16 protein-coding genes are annotated in these 23097 nt (G+C 70.5%); 7 read left to right on the top strand and 9 right to left on the bottom strand.

What is annotated here, in order from left to right; all coding sequences use genetic code 11:
- Positions 1-76: 76 nt before the first annotated feature.
- The 3 genes from GSE44_RS12855 to GSE44_RS12845 all read left to right on the top strand — a co-directional run bounded on the left by GSE44_RS12855 (position 77) and on the right by GSE44_RS12845 (position 5008).
- Positions 77-3100 (top strand): Rne/Rng family ribonuclease, encoded by a 3024-nt coding sequence (locus GSE44_RS12855; protein ID WP_159349235.1) that lies wholly within the window; start codon positions 77-79, stop codon positions 3098-3100.
- Positions 3101-3127: 27 nt separating this feature from the next.
- On the top strand, positions 3128-4144 hold the full coding sequence (locus GSE44_RS12850) for a bifunctional GNAT family N-acetyltransferase/(deoxy)nucleoside triphosphate pyrophosphohydrolase (RefSeq protein ID WP_159349234.1): 1017 nt from the start codon (positions 3128-3130) through the stop codon (positions 4142-4144).
- A gap of 93 nt (positions 4145-4237) precedes the next feature.
- Complete coding sequence (locus GSE44_RS12845; protein WP_159349233.1) at positions 4238-5008, top strand: competence/damage-inducible protein A; 771 nt, start codon at positions 4238-4240, stop codon at positions 5006-5008.
- 20 nt (positions 5009-5028) lie between these two features.
- Here GSE44_RS12845 and GSE44_RS12840 read toward each other — a convergent pair whose 3' ends face one another.
- Positions 5029-5994 carry a M14 family metallopeptidase gene (locus GSE44_RS12840; protein WP_235924778.1) on the bottom strand — a complete coding sequence of 322 codons (966 nt, stop codon included), beginning with the start codon at positions 5992-5994 and terminating at the stop codon, positions 5029-5031.
- 167 nt (positions 5995-6161) lie between these two features.
- Here GSE44_RS12840 and GSE44_RS12835 point away from each other — a divergent pair, with 167 nt between their 5' ends.
- Positions 6162-7298, top strand: a complete 1137-nt coding sequence (locus tag GSE44_RS12835; protein WP_159349231.1) for an aminotransferase class V-fold PLP-dependent enzyme — start codon at positions 6162-6164, stop codon at positions 7296-7298.
- 61 nt (positions 7299-7359) lie between these two features.
- On the opposite strand, the gene GSE44_RS12830 is transcribed toward GSE44_RS12835, so the two are convergent.
- The 5 genes from GSE44_RS12830 to GSE44_RS12810 all read right to left on the bottom strand — a co-directional run bounded on the left by GSE44_RS12830 (position 7360) and on the right by GSE44_RS12810 (position 12799).
- Positions 7360-8415 carry an amino acid ABC transporter substrate-binding protein gene (locus GSE44_RS12830; protein WP_159349230.1) on the bottom strand — a complete coding sequence of 352 codons (1056 nt, stop codon included), beginning with the start codon at positions 8413-8415 and terminating at the stop codon, positions 7360-7362.
- A gap of 68 nt (positions 8416-8483) precedes the next feature.
- Positions 8484-9734, bottom strand: a complete 1251-nt coding sequence (locus tag GSE44_RS12825) for a D-amino acid dehydrogenase (RefSeq protein ID WP_159349229.1) — start codon at positions 9732-9734, stop codon at positions 8484-8486.
- Positions 9735-9778: 44 nt separating this feature from the next.
- Positions 9779-10636, bottom strand: a complete 858-nt coding sequence (kynA, locus tag GSE44_RS12820) for a tryptophan 2,3-dioxygenase (RefSeq protein WP_235924776.1) — start codon at positions 10634-10636, stop codon at positions 9779-9781.
- Positions 10629-11375: a DsbA family protein gene (locus GSE44_RS12815; protein ID WP_159349228.1), complete on the bottom strand. Its 747-nt coding sequence runs from the start codon at positions 11373-11375 to the stop codon at positions 10629-10631. Before GSE44_RS12815 ends, kynA begins: the two co-directional genes overlap by 8 nt.
- Entirely contained in the window at positions 11372-12799 is a 1428-nt protein-coding gene (locus GSE44_RS12810; RefSeq protein ID WP_159349227.1) for a M48 family metalloprotease, read from the bottom strand. Before GSE44_RS12810 ends, GSE44_RS12815 begins: the two co-directional genes overlap by 4 nt.
- 52 nt (positions 12800-12851) lie before the next feature.
- Between GSE44_RS12810 and GSE44_RS12805 the strand changes: the two genes are divergently transcribed.
- Both GSE44_RS12805 and GSE44_RS12800 read left to right on the top strand, forming a co-directional pair.
- Entirely contained in the window at positions 12852-14156 is a 1305-nt protein-coding gene (locus GSE44_RS12805) for a gamma-glutamyltransferase (protein WP_159349226.1), read from the top strand.
- Positions 14157-14208: 52 nt separating this feature from the next.
- Positions 14209-15327, top strand: a complete 1119-nt coding sequence (locus tag GSE44_RS12800) for a pyridoxal phosphate-dependent aminotransferase (protein WP_159349304.1) — start codon at positions 14209-14211, stop codon at positions 15325-15327.
- 142 nt (positions 15328-15469) lie between these two features.
- Here the strand turns inward: GSE44_RS12800 and GSE44_RS12795 are convergent, their stop codons facing one another.
- The 3 genes from GSE44_RS12795 to GSE44_RS12785 all read right to left on the bottom strand — a co-directional run bounded on the left by GSE44_RS12795 (position 15470) and on the right by GSE44_RS12785 (position 19731).
- Positions 15470-17287 (bottom strand): sensor histidine kinase, encoded by a 1818-nt coding sequence (locus tag GSE44_RS12795; protein ID WP_159349225.1) that lies wholly within the window; start codon positions 17285-17287, stop codon positions 15470-15472.
- 183 nt (positions 17288-17470) lie between these two features.
- A complete protein-coding gene (gene argJ / locus GSE44_RS12790) occupies positions 17471-18706 on the bottom strand; it encodes a bifunctional glutamate N-acetyltransferase/amino-acid acetyltransferase ArgJ (protein ID WP_159349224.1) in 1236 nt (411 codons plus the stop codon).
- Positions 18707-18717: 11 nt separating this feature from the next.
- Positions 18718-19731 carry a peptidylprolyl isomerase gene (locus GSE44_RS12785; RefSeq protein ID WP_159349223.1) on the bottom strand — a complete coding sequence of 338 codons (1014 nt, stop codon included), beginning with the start codon at positions 19729-19731 and terminating at the stop codon, positions 18718-18720.
- Between the two features lie 296 nt (positions 19732-20027).
- Between GSE44_RS12785 and secA the strand changes: the two genes are divergently transcribed.
- Entirely contained in the window at positions 20028-22757 is a 2730-nt protein-coding gene (gene secA / locus GSE44_RS12780) for a preprotein translocase subunit SecA (protein WP_159349222.1), read from the top strand.
- Positions 22758-23097: the final 340 nt, after the last annotated feature.

Below are 23097 nucleotides of genomic sequence, written 5' to 3'. Positions count from 1 at the left end.
CGCCGCGCTCCCGGCCCACCAACCCTCACCGCCGCCGGCCGCCCAGTGCCCCGCGCGGCGCGGAGTCCCGCTTTCCATGACCAAGCGCATGCTGATCGATGCATCCCACCCCGAAGAGACGCGGGTGGTGGTGCTGGACGGCAACCGTCTTGAGGATTTCGACCTCGAGACCCAGAACCGGCGCCCGCTGAAGGGCAACATCTACCTGGCCAAGATCGTCCGGGTGGAACCCAGCCTGCAGGCCGCCTTCGTCGAATATGGCGGCAACCGCCACGGCTTCCTCGCCTTCGGCGAGATCCACCCCGACTACTACCAGATCCCCGTCGCCGACCGTCAGCGCCTGCTGGAGATGCAGGCCCAGGAAGATGACGAGGAGGACCCCGAGGACGAGATCGAGACCGCCGCCGAGCGCCTGGCGCCGGAGGACGACGCGGACCTGATCGGCCGCGAGGAGGCCCGCGCCTCGGTCGGCGATGAGCCCGCCCGCGGCGAAGCCACGGAAGATGTGCCCGGCACGGCTCCGGGCGAGAGCCTGGACGAATCCGGCGCGCCCGCCGCGTTCCCGGCCGGCGAGACGCCGCCTACCCCCGCTTTCGATGCGCCGGCCCCTGAAGCCCCGGCCCCTGAAGCCCCGGCCCCTGAAGCCCCGGCCCCCGATGTTGCCGCCCCCGATGTTTCCCCCGGCGAGACCGGTGGCGGCGAGGATGGCGCGCCCCCGACCCCGGCGCAGACCCGGGCCCAGCCCATGTCCATGCATGTGGACCGCGTGAGCGATGGCGACCCTGTTGCCGGCCCTCGCTCCCGGAACGACCGCGAGAATGGCGATGTGGAGACCGTCTCCGAGCCCGTCGCCCCGCCCGAGACGATTGGCGGCGAGGACCGCAACGGGGACGAGGGCGCCGATGAGGAGCGCCGCGAGCGCCGCATCCCCTCCAAGTTCCTCCGCCACTACAAGATCCAGGAGGTGATGCGCCGCCGCCAGATCATCCTGGTCCAGGTCGTCAAGGAGGAGCGCGGCAACAAGGGCGCCGCCCTGACCACCTATATCTCGCTGCCCGGCCGCTTCTCCGTGCTGATGCCGAACTCGCCCAAGGGCGGCGGCGTCTCCCGCAAGATCACCTCGGCCGGTGACCGCAAGCGCCTGCGCGAGGTGATCGACGAGGTGGGCCTGCCGCGTGGCATGAGCATCATCGTCCGGACCGCCGGCGCCCAGCGCCCGAAGCCCGAGATCCGGCGCGACTGCGAGTACCTGCTGCGCCTGTGGGACGACATCCGCACCCGCACGCTGAAGTCCACCGCCCCGGCGCTGGTCTACGAGGAGGCGGACCTCCTCAAGCGCTCGATCCGCGACAACTTTGCCCGCGATATCGAGGAGATCCAGATCGAGGGCGAGGAGGCCTTCCGTCAGGCCCGCGACTTCACGCGGATGCTGATGCCGCAGAACGAGCGGAAGATTAAGCTCTATCGCGACCCGTCCATGCCACTCTTCGCCCGTGCGGGCGTGGAGCAGCAGCTCGACGCGATGATGTCGCCGACCGTGCAACTCCGCTCCGGCGGCTACATCGTCATCAACCAGACCGAGGCGCTGGTCTCCATCGACGTGAACTCAGGCCGCGCCACGCGCGACCGGCACATTGAGGACACGGCGCTCCGCACCAACCTCGAAGCCGCCGACGAGATCGCGCGCCAGCTTCGCCTGCGCGACCTGGCCGGGCTGATCGTCATTGACTTCATCGACATGGAGAGCAGTCGCAACGACGCGATGGTCGAGCGGCGCCTCAAGGAAGCGCTGCGCCATGACCGCGCGCGCATCCAGGTCGGCCGCATCAGCCATTTCGGCCTGATGGAGATGTCCCGCCAGCGGCTGCGCCCGTCGCTGACCGAGCATTCCTTCGTCACCTGCGCACACTGCCAGGGCCTGGGCATCGTCCGTTCCGAGGAGAGCTCGGCGCTGCATGTGCTGCGGGCCATCGAGGAGGAGGGCGCCAAGCGCCGCGCCGCCGAGATCGTCGTGCACTGCTCCCCCGCCGTCGCAATGCACATCCTCAACCGCAAGCGCGAGCGCTTGGCCGCCGTCGAGGCGCGCCACGACATGTGCGTGATCTTCGAGCCCGACGCGACGCTGAGCGCGGCGCAGAACCGCATCGACCGCATCCGCCCGCAGACCCAGCCCGCCCCCAGCCTCGGCGCCCCGGCGCTGCGGATGGATTACGCGCCAGAGCCGGTGTTCCTGTCCGGCGGCGACGAGGAATCCGGCAGCGACGAGGAAGAGGAGTCCACCATCGCCGGAGAGGCGGAGGAGGAGGTTTCCGCCAATGCCGAGGGCAGCCCGGAAGGGAACGGTGAGGAGCGAGGCCGCCGCCGCCGCCGCCGCCGCCGTGGCGGCCGGCGCGAGGAAGGCGCTTCGCCGGAGGCAGCCGACGCAGCCCAGGGCGAGGAAGTTACGGAGGAGTCCGAAGCCGAGGCTGACGCCGAAGCCCCCGCCACTGCCGCCGAAGGCGAGAGCCCGGCGGAGCGTGCCGAGGGCGAGGCCGCCGGCAGCCGCCGCCGTGGCCGCCGCGGTGGCCGTCGCCGCCGTGAGGACGAGGCCCCGCGCGCCGAGGGCGGGGAGGCTCCGGCCGCCGCGTCGCGCTATGCCGGCCCCACCCCGGCCGATCCTTTCGCCGGCCAGTATGACGATCTGCTGGATGCGATGGACGCGGTCGAGGAGGCGCAGGTCACTGCCCCGCGCACCGTGCGCGAGATCCCCATCGCCTCGGCGCCTGCCGAGGTCCAGCCTGCCGAGGTCCAGCCGGCGGAGACCCAGACGGCGGAGACCCAGATGGCGGAGACCCAGCCGCTGGGCGTGACGTCCGCCGAGGCTCCGGCCGAAGAAGTGGCCGCCCCCGCCGAGCCGGAGGCCTCGCCGGCGCCGCAGCCTGCTTCGACGGAACCCGAGCCAGCACCGGTTGCATCTGCCCCAATCGCCGAAGCCGCCCCCGAGCCGGCCTCCGATCCCGCGAAGGCGGAGCCGGTGGTGGGTGCGGTGGTGCAGCCTGTCCTGCTGGGGACCGAGGACGCGCCCGCGGCCCCGGCCAAGAAGGGCTGGTGGCGCCGTTGACCCGGCGCCTCCTGTCCGGAGGCCGCCGTGGATCTTGACGTGACGGATGCGATCTTCACGCCGCTGCGCGCGGGGGGGCTGACCCTCCGCGCCCTGCAGGGGGCGGATGCGGTCCAGCTACACCGGCTGGTGAATGACTGGGAGGTGGCGCGCATGCTGGCGCGCGTCCCCTTCCCCTATCCGCGCGAGTTGGCGGATGAGTGGATCGCCTCCACCCGTGCGCAGATCGAGGCCGGCACCGCCTGGCACCTCGCGATCACTCGGGATGACGCGCTGGTCGGCTGCGTCGGCCTCACCACTGCGCCCGATACGCCGCGCCATGCGGAGCTGGGCTATTGGGTGGGCCGCCGTCACTGGGGCCAGGGGATCGGGCCCGAGGCTGCCGGGCGGCTGGCGCGCTGGGCGCTGGCCAATCTCGACCTCGACGTGATCCATGCCTCGGTGCTGGAGGAGAACAAGCGCTCCGCCGCCGTGCTGGCGCGGATCGGCTTCCTTGAGGATGGTTGGGCCGAGCAGGACTTCACCGCCCGCAACGCCCGCCTGCCGGTGCGCCGCTTCCGCGCCGGGCGTGCCGAGCTGTCCGGCCCCATCGAGGCGGAGGTTCCCGAGGCGCCCGCCGCCACATCGCCCGTCGCGGCGCCGGGGCCAAACCTGCTGCTGGTCGCGGCCTGCGCGCTGATCGATTCCGACAACCGCGTGCTGCTGGCCCGCCGGCCCGAGGGCAAGCCCATGGCAGGTCTCTGGGAATTCCCCGGCGGCAAGCTGGCCCCCGGCGAGACCCCGGAGGTCGCGCTGATCCGGGAGCTGCGGGAGGAGCTGGGGATCGATGTCTCCGCCACCTGCCTGGCGCCCTTCGCCTTCGCCTCCCATCCGCTGGAAGGCCGGCATCTGCTGATGCCGCTCTACCTCTGCCGCCGCTGGAACGGCACGGTGGAGGGGCGGGAAGGCCAGGCGCTGGCCTGGGTGCGGCCCGAGAAGCTGGGCGGCTACGCCATGCCGCCGGCGGACAAGCCCCTGGTCGCGTTGCTCCGCGACTTTCTCTGATGGACTTGCCGGGAGGCCTCGCCTCCCGGTTCGCGGGCTTGACGTGGCGGCGGAACCGGCGACCCTTCATGCACCGCTCAAGAGAAACGCCAGATGACACAACCGACGGCCGCCCTGCTCATCATCGGCAATGAGGTGCTTTCGGGTCGAACCCAGGATGCGAACCTGAAGTTCATTGCGACCCGGCTGGGCGAGTTGGGCATCCCGCTGCGCGAGGCCCGCGTCATCCCGGACGTGCCGGAGACGATCATCGATGCGGTGAACGAGGTTCGGGCGAAGTTCACCTATGTCTTCACCACCGGCGGCATCGGGCCGACGCATGACGACATCACCAGCGAATGCGTCGCCCGCGCCTTCGGCGTACCCTGGGAGGTGCATGAGCCCTCCCGCGCCATCATGGCCGCCGACTACGCGCGCCGGAATCCGCCGGTGGAGATGAACCCGGCACGGCTCCGCATGGCCACCCTGCCGCGCGGCGCCACGCCCATCCTCTGCGCAGAAACCTCGGCGCCGGGCTTCATCATGGAGAACGTGCATGTCATGGCGGGCGTGCCGCGCATCATGCGCAGCATGTTCGAGGTGGTGGCGCCGACATTGCAGGGCGGCACTCCCGTGAAGTCCCGCGCGCTTCACGCCAACGGGCTGCTGGAAGGGCAGATCGCCGAGGGCCTCTCCGCCATCCAGGCGCGTTTCCCGATGCTCGATATCGGCTCCTACCCTTATTACCGCGAAGGCGGGAACGGCGTGGCGCTGGTGGCCAAGGGCACGGACGAGGCGGCGCTCGATGCCGCCGCGGCCGAGATCGCGGCGCTGATCCGGGCGGATGGGAAGGTACCGGTGGAAGGCGAGCCAGCGGCGGCCTAGCGAGAATCACGCTTCCGGCCCTACTGCGGACTGCTCCAGCCGCCCGCCCCTTCCATCCGCCGCGCCAGCCGCACCGCCACATGCCCGCGCATCACCTGCGGGCAGGGCATCACCAGCATGCAATCGTCATGCGGTGTGCGAATTTCCGCCACCCCGTCCCGCGCGATCAGGGTGCCCGCGCGCGGGATCACCGTGCCGCCGCGAAAGGGCTGGGTGAAGGCGAATTGCCGGGAGGCGGCGGCGATGCCCCGCGTCACCGTCCAGACGGCGTTGGGCAGAACAACGGGTGGGTCACGCGGCGGCGCAGGTGTCGTGATTATCCCCAGCACACGCAGCAGCCCGGTCGCGCAGGCTTCCGCCACCGCCTCGGTCTCGGGTTCCCAATGTGGCCCGGCCTCGGCCAGCATCGCGACCCGATGCGTGCCCGGCACCTTGAAAGGAGCATGGTCGATCAACCGCGGGCCTTCCGGATGAGCGCTGTCCGCAACGATGGTGAGTGGCGCCCCGATCGCGCGCACCAGTTCCAGCGCCGCGGGGGAAGGCGCCGTCAGGATCAGCGGATCGGAGGGCCAGAGCATGGAGTGCAGGTCCAGGAGAACATCCGCCGCCTCCACCACCGGGCGCAGCGCGCGTGCACGGCGCAGTTCCAGGCTGTCGCGCGGGCCATCCAGGATCGCGGGGCTCCAGAGGCGGTTCAGGTCCTCGTCCACATAGCGCGAGAGGGTCGGATCAGATGGGTCGAAGCGCGAGAAGGCGTCGAGATTGGCGAAGACAAGGGTGAGCACGCCGCGCGCCGGCCGCAGCCCCGCGCGCAGCCAGCGGGCCAGCACCGCCGCTCCCGCGAATTCATTGCCATGGATCAGCGAGACGATGGCGGCATGCGGCCCTGGCCGGCCCGAATCGAAGCGCCAGACGCCATCGATCCCGGTGTTGCCGCGCGCTGCCTCGCGCAGATCGGGCACGGGGACGCGGACGGGGAAGCTCATGCTCTCCCTGATCACGGCGCGGCGCGGCGCGGCGCCGGCCCGGACCATGCCGGGGCAGGGCGGTGCAGGCCCGCGGGCTGACGGATTCTCGCCATTCCCGGACTCATTCCGCCACTCTATACGGTGGCCCCGGACGGGCAATCCGGAGGCCGGCCGGAGGAAACTGCATGGACCTGCGCGCGCATTTCTCGCGCTTCCTCTCGGCGGAGCCAGGACGGCTGCATTTCGCCGCGCATAGCCACCATCCCTGGCCCGATGTGACGCGCGATGCGCAGATCCGGGCCTGGGACGAGGCGGCACGGCTGCAGGATGACAAATGGGAGAGCGTGCTCGGCCCGGTGCTGGACGCCTGCCGGGCGCATGTGGCGCGGCATCTCGGCTTACCCGACTCGTCCACCCTCGCCTTCGCGCCGAATACGCACGACTTCGTGCGGCGCATCCTCAGCACCATGCCAGCGGGACGCCCGGCGCGGGTGCTGACCACGGATGGCGAATTCCACTCCTTCGCCCGCCAGGCCGCGCGGCTGGAGGAGGAGGGCCTGCTCGCCGTGACGCGCATCGCCTCGGAGCCCGGCGCCGAATGCCTGGCACGGCTGGTGGAGGCGGCGCGCGGCGGCTTCGACCTGATCTGGGTAAGCCAGGTGTTCTTCCACTCCGGCTTCGCGCTGGAGGGGCTGGAGGCACTGGCGGAAGCGGCCGGCGAGGCGGTGCTGGTGATCGACGGCTATCACGCCTTCATGGCGCGGCCGGTGGATCTGTCACGCATCGCGCATCGCGCCTTCTACACCGCCGGCGGCTACAAATACGCCATGGCGGGGGAAGGCTGCTGCTTCCTGCATTGCCCGCCCGGCTGGCTGCCGCGCCCGCGCGACACCGGTTGGTACGCCGCCTTCGGCGCCCTCGCCGCCAGCGATGGCAAGGTGGGCTACGCGCCTGATGGCGGCCGCTTCCTGGGCGCGACCTTCGATCCCTCCGGCCTGTACCGGCTGGAGGCCGCGATGCGCTGGCTGGACGGGTTGGGCGTGACAGCGGAGGCGATCCACGCGCATGCCCACGCCCTGCAGGAACGCTTCTGTGCCGGGCTTTCCGGCACGGGGCTCGATCCTGAGTGTCTTGCCGTCCCGCTCAGCGAAGCTCGCCGCGGCAACTTCCTGGCCTTCGACCTCGACGATGCCCAGGCATGGCAGGCGCGACTGGCGGAACGGCGCATCATCACCGACCGCCGTGGCCGCCGTCTGCGCTTCGGCTTCGGCCCGTACCAAACTTCGGAAGAAGTGGACGAACTTCTCCACCGCCTCCGCTGACTCGAAGAAAAAGATGAGGGGTCCGGGGAGAATTCCTTCTCCCCGGCCTTCCCTTTTCACCTCACCGCATGGCCGGCGCGTAGATCAGCCCGCCCTTGCTCCAAAGCCGGTTCACGCCGCGGTCGATCCCCATCGGCGTGAGCGTGCGCTCGAACATCTCGCCATAATTCCCGACCTGACGGATCGCCTCATAGGCCCAGCGGTTGTTCAGCCCGAGCATGGCGCCAAAATCACCGGTCACGCCCAGCAGGCGGCGGGTGTTCGGATCCGTGCTGTTCAGGCGCTCCTGCACATTGGCGCTGGTGATGCCCTGTTCCTCCGCCTCGATCATCGCGAAGAGCACCCAGCGGACGATTTCCATCCAGCGCATGTCGCCCTGCGCCACCACCGGGGAATAGGGCTCCTTGCTCAGTACCTCGGGCAGCAGCACGAATTCGTCGGGATTCGGCGCGCGCAGCCGGGTGCCGGCCAGGGCCGCGCGGTCCCAGCAGAAGGCGTCGCAGCGGCCGGAGAACAGGGCCTGGAAGATCTCCTCCAGGTTCTGCATCACCAGCGGGTTGAGGGTGATGTTGTTGGAGCGGGCGAAGTCCGCGACGATCAGCTCGTTAGTGGTGCCAGTCTGCACGCAGACGCTGGCGCCATCCAGCCCCTTGGCATTCTCCAGGCCCGGCTGCTTGCGGGCGAGGAAGCCAGCGCCGTCGTAATAGGCGATGCCGGTGAATTCGAGGCCGAGCTGGATGTCGCGCTGGAAAGTCCAGGTGGTGTTGCGCGAGAGGATGTCGATCTCGCCGGATTGCAGCGCCGTGAAGCGCTGCTGCGCCGAATAGGGCTGGTAGCGGACCTTGTTCGCGTCACCAAGGACGGCGGCGGCGACGGCGCGGCAGAACTCCACGTCGAAGCCCGACCAGCGGCCCTGGCTATCCGGCGCCGAGAAGCCCGGCGTGCCTTGCGAGACGCCGCAGCGGATATGGTCGCGCTGCTTCACCGCATCGAAGATCGGGGTGGCGCCGCGGGAGACGGCGGGGGCAGGCGCCGGTGCCGGGGTCTGGGCGCCGGCGGGCGAGCCGAAGGCAAGCAGCGCGGCGCCCAATGCGCCGAGGATCGGGGCGAATCGCATCGTCTGGTCTGTCCCTGGTTCAGGTGGCGCATATCCTGCCGGGGCGTTCCTGGGGCGGAAAGGCCCGCTTAGGCAGCAAAACCGTCCATCGGAATAGGCGGTGCCCGCCCCGCAAGCAGATCGGCCACGACACGGGCAGAACCCATCGCCAGGGTGAAGCCCAGCGCGCCCTGTCCGATGTTCAGATGCAGGTTCGGCAGGCCGGGCGCGGGGCCGAGGATCGGCATGGCGGTGGGAGTGGCGGGGCGTAGCCCGGCCCAGGGGCGCAGGGTCCGCCAGTCGGCGGCCTCCGGGAAGGCCTCGCGCGCCTGGCGCACCAGAAGATCCAGCCGCGAGAGATCGAAGCGCGTGTCGTAGCCGACCAGGTCCGCCATGCCCGCGACGCGCAGGTTCTGGCCGAGCCGGGCATAGACGACCTTCTTTGCGAAATCCGTCACGCTGATCCGCGGCGCCGCGGAATCGGCCGCAATCGGCAGCGTCAGGCTATAGCCCTTCAGCGGATAGACCGGCGGGCGCAGACCGAGCGGTGACAGCAGCCGCGCGCTGCCCGCGCCCATGGCCAGGACGGTCGCATCCGCCTCCACCACACCCTGGTCGGTCAGCACACCGATAACCCGGCCGCCGACAGCGAGGATCTGCCGCACCTCGGCGCCGAAGCGGAGATCCACGCCGAGATTGCCGCCGCACATCGCGGCTTCCAGCCCGGCGCAAAACAGGCGGCATTCCGCCGCATCCTCGCCGCGCGTGAGGATGCCGCCGACGAGGCGATGCGCGATGCCGGCGAGAGAGGGTTCAGCCGCGAGGCATTCCTCGCGCGACAGCGCTTCCTGCTCGCTTCCCAGGCTCCGTTGGTAATCCACCAGGCGGCGCGCCGCGTCGAAACCGGCTGGATCGGAATGGGCGACGAGCTTGCCGGAACGGGTAAAGGCGCAGTCGATATTCTGCTCTGCGATCACCGCACGCGTGAGGTCGCGCGAGAGGAAGGAGAGCAGCAGGAGGCGGCGCGTGGTCTGGTCCGCCGTCTTCGCGTTGCAGGCCGCAAGGAAGCGCGCCCCCCAGGCCCATTGTGCCGGATCCAGCCGTGGGCGGAAGCGCACCGGGCTGTCCCGGTCCAGCAGCCAGCCCGGCAGCTTGTTGATCACGCCTGGCCCTGCCAGCGGCGCGACATAGGAATAGGAAAGCTGCCCGCCATTGGCGTGGCTGCTCTCCAGCGCGACGCCGGAGCGGCGCTCCAGCACCGTTACCGCATGGCCGTCGCGGGCGAGGAGATAGGCGGCGGCCAGGCCGGTCACGCCGGCGCCGAGGACGAGGACCTTCATGCCCGTATCATCGCCCGCCGAATCGCGGCTTGCCTACCGCGCCGCTACAAGCGGCCGCGTACCGTCCAGAGTTCCGGGAAGAAGCGTCGCTCCAGCGCGCGGCGCAGATAGGCAACGCCGGCCGAGCCCCCCGTGCCCTTCCGCATGCCGATGATGCGCTCCACGGTGGTGACGTGGCGGAAGCGCCATTGCTGGAAGGCGTCCTCGAGGTCCACGAGCTCCTCGGCCAGCTCGTAGAGGTCGAAATAGTCGTTGCTCCGGCGATAGACCTGCGCCCAGGCATCGACCACGCCCTCGTCCTCAACATGCGGCATGGCGGGATCGCGGTTGAGCACGGCCTCCGGCACGGGAATGCCGTGCCGCGCCAGGAGGCGCAGCGCCTCCTGGTAGAGGGAGGGGGAATCGAAGGCTGTGCGCAGCCGCGCCGTCAGGGCCGCGTCATGGGCATGCGGCTTCAGCATGAACTCGTCCCGCGCGCCCAGCAGAATTTCCATCAGCCGGTACTGCCAGGACTGGAAGCCGGAGGACTGGCCGAGCACGTCGCGGAAGGAAAGATAATCGGCCGGTGTCATGGTGGAGAGCACGTCCCAGGCCTCCACCAACTGGCGCTGGATGCGGGAGACGCGGGCGAGGCCCTTGAAGGCGGGCTGCAGCTGATCCGCACGGACGCAGCCCGTCGCCACCTCCACTTCCCGGATCATCAGCTTCATCCATAGTTCCTGCACCTGATGGATGATGATGAAGAGCAGCTCGTCATGCTTGTCCGAGCGCGGGTTCTGCGCTGAGAGCAGCGTGTCCAGGCCGAGATAGCCGCCATAGGACATCTGGCGAGAGAAGTCGGTGGCAATGCCGCGCCCCTCCTCCTCCGCGTGGGCCGGGCCCTGGCTGGGTTCGTCAGCCACGGCGGCGCGCCTCGGCGATCAGCTGCTGTAGCTGGGGCAGTTCCACGGCGCCGGGCACCAATGTGTCGCCGATCACCAGGGCGGGGGTTCCCTCGATCTGGAGGCGCTGGGCAAGGTTGATATTCGCCTGCAGCCGCGCCTCCAGCGCCGGATCGGCCATGTCGCGCCGCAGCCGGGCCCAGTCCATGCCGACACGCTGCGCCTCCGCCTGCAACACCTGCTCGGTCGGCTCCGTGCGCAGCCGCATCAGGGCATCATAGAGCGGCTCGTACTTGCCCTGCTTCTGCGCAGCCAACAGCGCGCGGCTGGCCGCCACGCTGTTCGGGCCGAGGATCGGCAGGTCCTTCATCACCACGCGGATATTGCCGTCCTGCTGCAGCAAGGTCTGCATGGTCGGGTGGAGCGCCTTGCAATAGCTGCAGCGGGCATCGAAGAATTCGACGATGGTCACGTTACCGCGCGGGTTGCCCTTGATGGGGTCGCGCGCGTCGTTGAACAGCGCGTCATGGTTCGCGGCCAGCGCCTCTCGGCGGGCCTTCTCCTGCTCCGTGCGCTGGCCCTCCTGCATGGCCGTGATGGCATCCCGCAGGATGGAGGGGTCGGCCTTCATCGCCTCCCGCAGGATGGAGATGATCTCCTGGCGCTGCTCCGGCGTGAAGCCCGATGGGGCGGTCCCCTGGGCCAGCGCCATGCCGCAGCCCAGCACCAGGGCCATCCCGGCTAGGAGAATTCGCTTCATCGATTTCTGTTCCTTCGCCGAAGCTCGTCTTCGGCCTGGCGCTCGTCGCGGGTCAGGTTATCACGGTGCACGGCATTCCGCAGGTCCGAGGCCCGTTGCCGGGCCGGGCCAGGAGGCAGGCCGCGCTCGGCACGGGCGGCGCGGAAGCGGGCCTCGGCGGTGTCGCCCTCGGCCATCGCCTGCTCGGCCAGGGCCAGCTCGGCATTGGGCAGGTCGTTCCGCCGGGCATGGGCGGCGGCCAGCTGCGCCCAGATGAAGCCGTTGTCCCGATCCTGCCGCGCCGCCGCCTGCAGCTCGGAGACGGCCAGGCGCAGGGATTCGGGGGTGTCCCCACCATCCAGCAGCGCGCGGCCATAGGCGAGGCGGATCAGCGGCTCGTTCGGCGCGAGGCGGACGGCGGCGGCCAGCGGCGCGATCGCCTCGCGCGGGCGGCTACCGTCGAAGAGGATCTGGCCCTTGAATTCCAGCAGGTAGGGATTGGCCGGCTGCTCGCGGATCACCGGCTCCAGGATATCCAGCGCTGCATCGGTTCGGCCGGAGCGGTACTGGGCGACGGCCCGGGCATAGCGGGCGGGGGCGCTTTCATCGTTCAGGTAGCGGCGCCAGCTGGCGGCCGGCGCGTCGATGAAGCCGTTCAGCTTGGCCCGCACCATGGCGAAGCGCGTCTCCAGGGAGGCCGGCAGGTCGCCCCCCATGGCGCGGCCGCGCGCCCGCTGCTCCCGCACGAAGTCGAGCCGGTCCCGCGACAGCGGATGGGTGCGGAAATACGGATCCTGCCGGCCCACGGCCAGAAGCTCCTGGTCCAGCAGGCGGCGCAGCAGCCGCTCCAGCCCCTCCCCCGACCAGCCGAGGCGCTGCAGGAACACCATCCCCGCCTCGTCCGCCGCCTGCTCCTGGGTGCGGGAGAAGGCGTAGAACTGGCCCATGGCGCTGCTCTGCCCGCCCATCATGATGCCCATGGCGGCATCGGAGGAGCGCGCCGCCACCCCGGCCCCGGCCCCCAGCAGCATAGCCGCGACGGAGCGGAGCATGGCCAGCCGCATCTCCTCCGGCAGTCGCGCCAAGTGGCCGCCGGCGATATGGCCGACCTCATGGGCCAGGACGCCGGCCAGCTCGGAGGCCGAATCCGCCTTCTGGATCAAGCCGGTATGGATGTAGAGCCGGTTGCCCTGGGCGACGAAGGCGTTGATGGCCCGGTTGTTCACCAGGGTCAGCTCCACCAGCCGTCGGTCCACCCCCGCCGTGGCGAGCAGCGGATCGAGCATCGAACGGACCAGGGTTTCCGTTTCCGCGTCCCGGATGATGGCGATCGGGCCCCGGCCCTCTTGCGCCTGTGCCGTAGCCGGTGCCAGGAACGCGGCGATGACGAGCACGGCGGCAGGGATGGTTCGGGACCAGATGGCGAGCGCGAGCGGCTTCCGCATGGGCGGCACCCTATTCCGGCAAGCCCCCCGGAGACCAGCCGGGATGGCCATGATGGCGATTTCGATGGCGATGCTCGCCGGCTGCTCCACCGTGGACCGGGTGGGCAACCTCCTGGGCGGCGGCAGTTCGGTCCAGCCGGGGCAGACCGGTTATGTCCGCGGCTTCCTGGGCAATGTGGCCGCTGAGGAGCCGCGCGCGGCCCAGGTGGCGCGGGACATCCTTTCGGCCGGCGGCTCGGCGGCGGATGCGGCGGTGGCGGCGGGCTTCACCCTGTCAGTCACCCTTCCCTCCCGCGCCGGGCTCGGCGGCGGCGGCGCCTGCCTCGGCTATGATCCGCGCCGCAACGAGGTGGAGGCCTTCCTCTTCCAGCCGGGCGCCCGGGAAGCGGTGCCGCGCGGGGCGGACCGCCCGGCGGCGGTTCCGATGATGGCCCGTGGCCTCTTTGCCCTGCACGCCCGCCAGGGCCGCCTGCCCTTCGAATCCGCCATGGCCCCGGCCGAGCAGATCGCCCGCTTCGGCACCGAGGTCTCCCGTGCCTTCGCCGCTGATCTGGCGGCGGTCTCCGGCCCCCTCCTGGCCGATCCCGTCTCCCGCGCCGTCTTCGCGCCCAACGGCAACCCGCCCGTCGAGGGCACCCGGCTGGTGCAGCAGGAGCTGGCCACCACCCTCGGCCAGATCCGCACCGCCGGCGTGGGCGATTTCCACCAGGGCGGCCTGGCCCGCCGGGTGGAGGAAGGCAGCGCCGCCGCCGGCGGTTTCCTGACCGTCGCCGAGATGCGCGCCGCCGTGCCGCAGGCCGTGCCGCCGGTGCAGGAGCGCCTGGGCACGGACGTGCTTTCGGTGTTCCCGGCCTCGGTCGATGGTGGGGCGACGCTCGCCGCCTTCCGTGCGGCCTCCTCCGGCCAGGCCGTGCCGGTGCTCCCCGGGACCTTCGGCGCCAGCACCACGGTGGCGGTGCAGGACCGTGACGGTGGGGCGGTGGCCTGCGCCTTCACCCTGAACAACCTTTTCGGCACCGGGCGCATGGTGCCGGGCATGGGCTTCCTGCTCGCCGCGGCCCCAGGTCTGGGCAGCGTGCAGCCGCCCCCGCTCGCTGCGATCCTGGTGGCGAACACCAGCGTGAAGACCATGCGCTATGCGGGCGCCGGCTCGGGCCAGGGCGCGGCCCCGACGGCGGCGGGTGGCCCGGCGGCCTGGAACCTGCTGCGCCGCACGCCGCTGGAGCAGGCGGTGCAGAGCGGCGCGCCGGAACCGGGGCGCGGCGTGGCCGTTTCCTGCCCGGGCGGCGTCTCCGCCTCGGGCTGCCGGGCCGTGGCGGATCCGCGCGGCTTCGGGCTGGCCACCGGGAACGACTGACTTGCCGGGGCTGAAGGTGGGGCGGGGCGCGAACGCCCCCGCCTTTCTCGTGATGGACGTGATCGCGGCCGCCAATGCGCGCGCCGCGGCCATTCCGCCCGGCCAGCCGGGCATCCTGCGGATGGAGGTGGGGCAGCCCGGCACCGGCGCCCCGCGCGGCGCCGCCGAGGCAGCCATCCGCGCCTTGCGGGACGGCCATCCCATGGGCTATACTGAAGCCTTCGGACTGCGATCCTTGCGTGAGCGGATCGCGCAGCGTTACGCGGAGCATTACGGCGCGGTGGTGCCGGCGGAGCGGATCGCGGTGACCGTGGGCGCTTCCGGCGCCTTCCCCCTCGCCTTCCTGGCGGCCTTCGATGCCGGGGATAGGGTGGCGATGGCCGCACCCTACTACCCGCCCTATGCGAATATCCTGACGGCGCTCGGCATGGTGCCGCAGCTGCTTCCCTGCGATGCCTCAACGCGCTTTCAGCCGACCGTCGCGATGCTCGAGGCGCTGGACCCGCGCCCGGCCGGGCTGATCGTCGCCAGCCCCTGCAACCCCGCCGGCACCATGCTGGCGCCGGAGGAGCTGGCCGCCATCGCGCGCTGGTGTCACGGGAACGGCGTGCGGCTGATCTCGGACGAGATCTATCACGGGCTGTCCTACGGCACGGTAGAGGCGACGGCGGCGGCGCATTCGCCGAGCGCCATCGTGGTGAACAGCTTCTCCAAGTATTTCTCGATGACCGGCTGGCGCGTCGGCTGGCTCGTGCTGCCGGAGGAACTGGTCCGACCGGTGGAGCGGCTGGCGCAGAACATGTTCATCTCCGCGCCGCATGTCGCGCAGGTGGCCGCCGAGGCCGCGCTCGACTGCACCGAGGAGCTGGAGGCGAATCGCGCCACCTATCGCCGCTCCCGCGACCTGCTGCTGGCCGGGCTGCCCGAGGCGGGCTTCGAGCGCATCGCCGCAGCGGATGGCGCCTTCTACATCTGGGCCGATGTCGGGTATCTGACGAATGACAGCCCGGAATTCTGCGCGCGCATGCTGGCGGAGGCCGGAATTGCCGCGACGCCGGGCGTCGATTTTGATCCGGATCGCGGTGCCCGTTTCGTGCGCTTCAGCTATTGCGGGCCTGAGGCCGATATGGCGGAGGCCCCGGCGCGGCTGCGGCGCTGGCTGAGGGGCTGAGGGACCGCGCCTCCCCTCATCCTGTCATTCGACACCGCCTCCGACGGCCGCGACCCTATGCCAGCCTGACGAACTGCTTTCCCAGGCGCTGAGGCGCGGGGATTTCCTGCGTGCCAGCGTGCAGACTGCCCAGGGCGATTTGTCAGACCTGCTCGAGCGTCCTGCGCGCGGCGGCTCCCGGAGGGAAGCGCACGAAGGCGTGCAGCCCCCCGGGCTCGAAGCGCAGTTCGACGCTGGCGCCACTCCCCAGGTCGCGCGCCAGCCCCCGTTCCAGCAGCCGCGTTCCGAAGCCGCGCCGTTCCGGCGACGCCTCGATCCGCGGCCCGCCGGACTCAATCCAGCGGAGACCGGCCATTCCGTCCTCCCCCGGGCCGCACCAGACCTCCACCTGACCGCCGGGCCGTGAGAGCGCGCCGTACTTGGCCGCATTCGTGGCGAGCTCGTGCAAGGCCAGGACGAGGGCCTGCGCCTGGAGCGGCCGGAGGTTCAGCGCGAATCCGCAGGTGCAGCGGACCGAGACGGCGGGCGGCTTCCCGTCCTGCGTGGGGGCAAGCCAGGGCGCAAGCGCGGCCTTCACCACCGTGCTGAGCTCCATGTCCTCCCAGGCATTGCTCGTCAGCAGGTCATGCGCCCTGGCCAGGGCCTTGAGCCTCGCGGTGAGCGCCTCGATGAAGCGGGCGGGGTCGCCACCCGTCGCACGCAGCGTTTGGGCGGCGATGGCCTGCACCGTCGCCAGCATGTTCTTCACACGGTGGTTCAGCTCGGCCACCACCAGGCTGCGCCGGCGCTCGGCGATGTCGCGTTCGTGCCCACGCCGCGCAAGGCTCCGGGCGGCGCGGCGCAGGGCGACGCTCGCGCGGGTCGCCTCCCGCACGCCCCGCGGCGCGGGCCGCGGCATGGCGCTGTGTCCGAGCGCGGCGGCACCCTCGGCCAGAGCAAGGACCGAGTGGCCGATGCGGTTAGCATGCCATGTCGCCGAGATCAGGCCGAGCAGGAGCAGGAGGCTGCTTCCGAGCGCGACCATCAGCACCGAGGTGCGCAATGGCGCATCCAGCTCGGCTTGGGTCACGACGACGACCGCCGTCCAGCCGGTTTCGAAGATGGCGGCATCGGCGCCGCGAACATCCGCTCCTTCCTGCGTGACACTGGAGAACGGATTCGTGCCGGCGGCGATCGCCGCCAGCGATGCGGGCGTGGCCTCCCGGCCGACGAAGCGCTCGGCGGCGCGCGACCAGCCGACCAGCACGCCCTGACGGTCCAGCACCGTTGCGGTCCAGCTGGATGGAAGGTTCTGCTTTTGAAGCACCCCGCTGACCACCTGCGCCCCGAGGATCATCGACAGGGCATGGGTGATCCGCCCCGCCGCGTCCCGGGCAGGCACGTCGATCGCCACGAGCGGTTCGCGCGTGGCGCGCCCCGTGTACAAGTCCGATACCTGCGCCTCGCCGGTCTGGAAGACCCGGGCGACCCTTTCGAAATTGGCCCGGGGCGGCAGTACCGTGCCATAGGGCAGGCGGGAGTTGACCAGGGTCTGTCCACTGGCATCCGTCAGCAGGATGCGGGCGCTCGCCGGAGGGGGAAGGGTGGCGATCTGGCGGTGGAAGCCCCCGAAATCGCCGCTGGCAAGGAAGGGTGAGGTCGCGAGCACCTGCAGCGTGACGCGCGCGAGGTCGATCTCCCTCGCGACTGCGGCCGCCACCGCCTGGGCGCGAGCGAGCAGGGCGCGCTCCGTGGCACCGCGCCCGCTGTGCCATGCCTGGAGCGTGGTGAGGGCCAGGACCAGGACCGCTGGGCTGACCACCGAAAGCACCAGCACGACCAGCCTGGTGCGGATGGAGGGCTCGTCGCTCGTGAGCCCCCGCAGGGAGCGGCCTGCCCGCGCCAGGTGATGCCGGAGCAGCCTGCGCAGGCCGGACTGCCCTGGTTCGACGGCGGGGCGATTCCCACGGGAAGCACTCACGAGGACACGTCCTGGGGACCTGACCTTCCGGCAAATGGGAAGATCCATTCTAGGGGTGGCGGCCGCCCATGCCTACTCACACGAGAGCCATCTACCGTCCATGCCCCTATGGCGTGTGCCCCGCCGGCCAAGCCGGGCCGGGGGGGGGGGCATCAGCCAGCCCTCACCGCGCAGGGCCGCTGGTCAGGACCTGTAGGAGCCGTTGATATCGATGTAGCCATGGGTCAGGTCGCAGGTCCAAACCGTGGACTCACCCTTGCCGAGGCCGAGATCAACCGCGATGTCGATCTCGCGGCCCTTCATGTGCTCGACGACCGGCGCCTCGTCATAGCCATCGACCACGCCGCCATCCTTCGCCATCCAGGTGCCGCCCACGGCAACCGAGAGACGGTCCCGGTCGGCCGGCTCGCCCGCCTTGCCCACCGCCATGACGATGCGGCCCCAGTTGGCGTCCTCGCCGGCGATGGCCGTCTTCACCAGCGGCGAGTTGGCGATGGCCATGCCGATGCGCTTGGCCGAGCTGTCGGAGACGGCGCCCTTCACCTCCACCTTGATGAGCTTCTGCGCTCCCTCCCCGTCCCGCACCACCTGCAGCGCGAGGTCGAGCAGCAGCGCGTTCAGCTGGGTCTGGAAATCTCCCAGGGCCGAGGCCGAGAGGGGGGAGACGCGATCATGCTGCGCCTGGCCGGTGGCGAAGAGCAGGACGGTGTCGCTGGTGGAGGTGTCACTGTCGACAGTGGTACGGTTGAAGCTGGCCTCCACACCCTTGCGCAGCGCGGACTGCAGCGCGGCGGCAGGAATGGCGGCATCCGTCGCCACGAAGCACAGCATGGTCGCCATATCGGGCGCGACCATGCCGCTGCCCTTCGCGATACCGGCGATGATCACCTTCGTACCGTGGATGGTGGCAGTGCGGGCGCAGGCCTTGGGGAAGGTGTCGGTGGTCATGATGCCGCGCGCGGCATCGGCCCAGCCATTCTCCTTCAGGCTGGCATGCAGCGCCGGCAGTGCCGCCGTCAGCTTGTCATGCGGCATCACCTGGCCGATCACGCCCGTGCTGGCCAGGAACACCTCGGAGGGCTTGGAGCCCACCAGGGCCGCGGCCGCGGCGGCAGTGGCCTCCACCGTCTCCACCCCGGCGCGGCCGGTGAAGACATTCGCATTGCCGGCGTTCACCACCAGGGCCCGCGCCGCCTCGCCCTTCAGGGCGGCGCGGCACCAGTCCACCGGGGCGCCCGGGCATTTGTTGCTGGTGAAGACGCCCGCGACGGTCGTACCGGGGGCGAATTCCATCATCATCACGTCCGGCCGCCCCTGGTAGCGCAGCCCGGCCGCCGCCACCCCGAGGCGCACGCCCTTCAGCGGCGGCAGCGGCGGAAGCTCGACCTTGAGCGGGGAGACGGGGATGTCCTTGGCCATGGCTGCCTCCCTCAGCGCCGCTGCGCCGGGGCCGGCGCGGCCGCGGGCGGGGAGGCGCCGTCCATCAGGCTGGGACTGCGCTGCGGCGAACCATCCATGTTGAAGCGCTCCACCGTCGCCGCGCCGCGGATGCGCTCCACGGCGGCATTCACGCTCTCCTCGAAGGCGGCCTGGCGCAGCGCCTCCTGGCTGTCCTCGAAGCTGGCGGGGGGTGCGGTGCGGCGGGCTTCCACCTTGATGACATGCCAGCCGAAGGGGGTCTGCACCGGTTCCGCGATGATCTGGCCCGGCTGAAGGGCGAAGGCGGCCTCAGCGAATTCGGGGATCATGTCGGACTTCTTGAAGAAGCCGAGATCGCCGCCCTGTTGGGCGCCGGGGCCGGTGGAGCGGCGCTTGGCCACCTCGGCGAAGTCAGCGCCGGGCTTGCGGACCTCCTCCAGCGCCTCGCGGGCCGCGGTCTCGGTGGGCACCAGGATGTGGCGGGCGTGGATCTCCTCCTCGCCCTGACGGGTGGAGGCGCCACTCTCATAGCGCTGGCGCAGGGCCTGCTCGGTCAGGGCCGGGGCTACCTCACGGCGGAGCAGCGCCTGCTGCAGCTCCTGGTCGGTGGCGCGAGCGATGCGGCGCTGCACCTCCGGGTCACGCTCCAGCCCCTCGGCGCGGGCCTTGGCGACCAGGGCCTTCTGGGCCACCAGCTGGTCGACGATCAGCGGGTAGAGCATGGCCGGCGGGGCGTTCTTCAACTCGTCGGGCAGCTGGCCGGCGGCCTCCCGCACGTCCGACAGGCGAATCTCCTGGCCATCCACCCGCGCCACCACCGGGTCTGCCGGCTGGGGATTCGCGGCCTGGGCAGGGGCAGCCGGGGCTGGGCTCGCAGGCGCCGGGCTTGCAGGGGACGGGCTTGCAGGGGCCGGGCTTGCAGGGGACGGGGCGGCGGGGGGGCGCGCCGGAGCCTGAGCGAAGGCGAGGCCGGCCGAGAGCAGCAGGGCCGGAACGGAAGCGGTGGAGAGCAGAAGGCGGCGCATCTTGGGGGAAGCCTCGGCGGAAGGGGTCGCAAGATGGCCGAGCGGTGGCTCCCTCACAAGGCGGGCACCGCTCCTGGCACTGCCAGGGCCATCACAAAGCCGACCGCATGGCGGCCATCGCGGGGGCGGGCCGGCGGGCAGCACCGGCTTTCGTTGACCCGCCGCCCCCCCTTGCCTATCTCTCCCCCTGCACGCTGGGCCCTGTCCGGCCCCCTTCCTGCTGGCCGCGCCGCGGTCCCTTGGTGGCGGCCGCAGGCAATGCCCACCCGGCGATGCCCCGGAGACCACCCGACCCGATGTTCGCCCGCCTCGCCCGCGCCATCCTCGGCACCTCGAACGACCGCGCCCTGAAGGCGTACCGGGCGAGGGTGCCGGCCATCAACGCGCTGGAACCCAGCGTTGCCGCCCTCTCCGACGAGGCACTCAAGGCCAAGACGCCGGAGTTCCGCGAACGCCTCGCCAAGGGCGAGACGCTGGACAGCCTGCTGCCCGAGGCCTTCGCGGTGTGCCGGGAGGCCTCCAAGCGCGTCCTCGGCATGCGCCACTTCGACGTGCAGCTGATCGGCGGCATGGTGCTGCATGACGGCCGCATCGCCGAGATGAAGACCGGCGAGGGCAAGACCCTGGTCGCCACCCTGCCCGTGTACCTGAACGGCCTGACCGGCCAGGGCGTGCATGTGGTGACGGTGAACGACTACCTGGCCAGCCGCGACGCCGAGGAGATGGGCCGCCTCTACAACTGGCTGGGCCTGACGGTGGACACCATCGTCTACGGCAAGACCGACACCCAGCGCCGCGAGGCCTATGCCTGCGACATCACCTACGGCACGAACAACGAGTTCGGCTTCGACTACCTGCGCGACAACATGAAGTACCGGCTGGACGAGATGGTCCAGCGCCCCTTCGCCTATGCGATCGTGGACGAGGTGGACAGCATCCTGGTGGACGAGGCGCGCACGCCCCTCATCATCTCCGGCCCGACCGACGACACCTCCGACCTCTACAACCGCGTCAATGCCGTGGTCGTCGACATCGCGAAGGATGCGGCGAACTATGACAAGGACGAGAAGAACAAGACCGTCTCGCTGACCGAGGCGGGGAACGAAGCGGTCTCGGCGGTGCTCACCGAGGTGGGGCTGCTGGAGGAAGGCGATCTCTACGACTTCCACAACGTCACCCTGGTCCATCACGTGAACCAGTCCCTGCGGGCCCACACCCTGTTCACGCGTGACGTCGACTACATCGTGCGCGACGACAAGGTGGTGATCATCGACGAGTTCACCGGCCGCATGATGGAGGGCCGGCGCTACTCGGACGGACTGCACCAGGCGCTTGAGGCCAAGGAAGGCGTGACGGTCCAGCCCGAGAACCAGACGCTGGCCTCGATTACCTTCCAGAACTACTTCCGCCTCTACCCGAAGCTGTCCGGCATGACCGGCACGGCCGCGACCGAGGCCGACGAGTTCGCCGAGATCTACAAGCTCGAGGTGGTGGAGATCCCGACCAACCTCCCGGTCACGCGCATCGATTCCGATGACGAGGTCTACCGCTCCGCTGCGGAGAAGTACGAGGCGGTGGCAAATCTGGTGCAGGAAGCGCGGGAACGCGGCCAGCCCTGCCTGGTGGGCACCACCAGCATCGAGAAGTCGGAGCTGATCTCCTCCCTGCTGCAGAAGAAGGGCGTGCCGCACCAGGTGCTGAACGCCCGCTACCACGAGCAGGAAGCGGCCATCATCTCCCAGGCCGGCCGGCCGGGCGCGGTGACCATCGCGACCAACATGGCCGGCCGCGGCACCGACATCAAACTCGGCGGCAATGCCGAGATGCTGGCCCGCGCCACCTTCCCCGGCGAGCCTGCTGGGCCGGAATTCGAGGCACGCCTGGCCGAGATCCGGCGTGAGGTGGAGGAGAGCGCGGCCAAGGTGAAGGCGGCCGGTGGCCTCTTCGTCATCGGCACGGAGCGGCATGAGAGCCGCCGCATCGACAACCAGCTGCGCGGCCGCTCGGGCCGCCAGGGCGATCCGGGCGCGTCCCGCTTCTTCCTGAGCCTGGAAGACGACCTGATGCGCATCTTCGGCAGCGACCGCATGGGCGGGATGCTGGAGAAGCTGGGCCTGAAGGAGGGGGAGGCGATCATCCACCCCTGGATCAACAAGGCCCTGGAGAAGGCGCAGAAGAAGGTCGAGGCGCGTAACTTCGACACGCGCAAGAACCTGCTGAAATACGACGACGTGATGAACGACCAGCGCAAGGAGGTCTATGCCCAGCGCAAGTCCTTCATGCAGGCGCAGGACGTTCAGGAGACCGTCGCGGAGATGCGGCGCGAGGTGATTGACGACATGGTCGCCGCCGCCATTCCCGAGAACGCCTATCCCGAGCAATGGGATGTGGAAGGGCTGCAGTCCCGCGTGCTCGAGCTTCTCGGCCTCGACCTGCCGATCGTGGAGTGGAGCCGCGAGGAAGGCATCGACGAGACCCAGATCCGCGAGCGCCTGCACGAGGCCGCCGACACCTCCTATGCCGCCCGTGTCGCCAATATCGGCGTGGAGCGCATGCGGGAGGTGGAGAAGTCCATCCTGCTGATGGTCTTCGACAAGGTGTGGAAGGACCATCTCCTCTCGCTCGACCATCTGCGCCAGGGCATCGGGTTGCGCGCCTATGGCCAGCGCGACCCGCTGAACGAGTACAAGTCCGAAGCCTTCGCGCTGTTCAACGCCATGCTCGGCGAGATGCGCGAGGAGACGACGCGCTGGCTCATGCAGGTGAGCCTGACGCCGGACCAGCCGCTGCCGAGCCCGGAGCCGGTCTCCTTCACCGATGCCCGGCATCCCGGGCCGGAGACAGGTGACCCGCTGCTCGGCTACGACACCGTGAGCGACTACGGCTCGGCCGCCCCTCTGGCGACGGCACGCGTGGCGGAAGGGGTGGATCCGAACGATCCCTCCACCTGGGATCGGACCCCGCGCAACGCCCCCTGCCCCTGCGGCTCGGGCAAGAAGTACAAGCACTGCCACGGGCGGGTGTGAGGGCACGCCCTTCCCGCCTGCGGGCCGGGCCGCTGCGGTCTTGCAGCGGCCTGCCCTTCCGCGTTCAAGTTACCGGAGGAATCGCCCGGCCTGCCGACGCCTGACTCCGGCCCGGCCAGAACGGCCATTCCCTTCCGGCATCGCATTCGGACTGCCATGAACCAGAGCAAGGCCGAGATTCAGGCAAGCCTCGGTCCCGCGGGATCGCAGCTTATACCAACCGCCTCAGAGTTTGACCTGTGCCCAGGAGCGACGCGTGATAGAGGCGATCTGCTTTGGCGTGCTCATCAGGGCGGACCAGGCGTGGCAGCATGCATCGACGATGTCGTCGTAGCTTTCC

The organism is Muricoccus harenae, from assembly GCF_009848505.1.
Classification (GTDB): Bacteria; Pseudomonadota; Alphaproteobacteria; order Acetobacterales; family Acetobacteraceae; genus Roseomonas; species Roseomonas harenae.
Note: the sequence above shows the minus strand (reverse complement) of the source record. Positions and strands in the feature narration are given on the sequence as shown.